The organism is Fructilactobacillus sanfranciscensis DSM 20451 (genome assembly GCF_001436035.1).
GTDB classification, from domain to species: domain Bacteria; phylum Bacillota; class Bacilli; order Lactobacillales; family Lactobacillaceae; genus Fructilactobacillus; species Fructilactobacillus sanfranciscensis.
The window spans coordinates 59,544-59,770 of sequence record NZ_AYYM01000005.1; positions in this window are offsets into that span (position 1 = coordinate 59,544).

The following is a 227-nucleotide window of genomic DNA, read 5'->3' on the forward strand; positions in this document are numbered from 1 at the left end:
CATCTTATTTTCATTAGTATATAGTTAAATATTGTTGACGCGGAAAAGTTTTGAAAATAAATTAATTTAAAAAAGTTAATTAAATCTCTTGACCTTTCTTGACCAACGTGATATATTAATAAAGTGCCGTTTGAGACGATACGTTATTGAGTAGATCTTTGAAAACTGAACAAGATTTTGATTACAATAAGTGTAAGGATAATTTTTAAACTTAGTTTAAAAATTAA